This is a genomic window from Vibrio sp. 03_296 (assembly GCF_002265885.1).
The window spans coordinates 1-925 of the sequence record NZ_NPKW01000326.1 but is presented as its reverse complement, the minus strand read 5'-3'; the positions used below and the strand labels follow the sequence as shown (position 1 = coordinate 925).

Below are 925 nucleotides of genomic sequence, written 5' to 3'. Positions count from 1 at the left end.
ATTGGGAGCATGCACGACGCTTTCAACCGCCTGTTGAGAGGGACTCGTAGGTTGAATCAAAATCGGCAGAAGATAAATCCCTAACCCGATACCACAAACCAACATCGCGATGTGAGAAATGATTAAAAGTCCGTATTCATGCTTCTGTGTCCTGCTTTTTTCTACCATCGATTTTTTAACGTGGTTCAACGTGTAACGCTTGGCGAATCAAAGATTGTCGTGACGATGGGTGATGTGCGTTTTAATTTGGGTGAATGAATAGAGAGTATACACCCAAGTGACTTTAAGATGCTGGGATCTAGGCGGTATCATCCACATCAAAGCTATACGCATCAAGAGAAAGAAAAGTCCGAAGGTTATCACCCTCGGACTAGATTAGAGCATTCAACATGGATCCTGATGGGGGATCAGGTACACTTTTGCTATCTTGTTTTTAAGACGGTAGAAGTCGGCCAAATCACCCGTGATCTGCTGACCGTTGATGTCGAGCATCATCAGCGTATTTTCGCCAACGAAGTATTGGTTCAGTGAACCCTCTCCTTCCAATGTCACCACACTGCCACTCTCATCCCAGTTAAAGTGGCCTTCAGACTTGAACGTACCATCTTGTTTGCCTTGGTAAGTTTCTTCTWAAACGTAACTGCCATCGTTGTTCAATGTTAAGGTCACATCGATACCGCTACAATCGGCGCAAGGTAGAGTGCCGGTATACGTACCATTCCAGTCCAATGCGTTTTTCGCATTGTGCGCTACTATCGACAAACGTTTCAGTGGTTACAACATCCGTACCCGCAGATTGGTTTGACTCCACCACGACAACGGGCTTGTGTTCTCCTTCGCTAGGCGTGGCTGCAGGGGCTTGTGCTTGCTTGTCATCTTGGCAGCCGCTAAAAGAATCACCACACCACCTAACGCTAACATTGTC

At 46.4% G+C, this 925-nt stretch carries 2 pseudogenes; both read right to left on the bottom strand.

Annotation, left to right across the window (positions count from 1 at the left end):
* A pseudogene (locus CIK04_RS33730) lies at positions 1 to 189 on the bottom strand (hypothetical protein); the annotation flags it as partial.
* 195 nt (positions 190 to 384) lie between these two features.
* Positions 385 to 925: pseudogene (locus CIK04_RS24375) on the bottom strand (copper resistance protein NlpE); the annotation flags it as partial.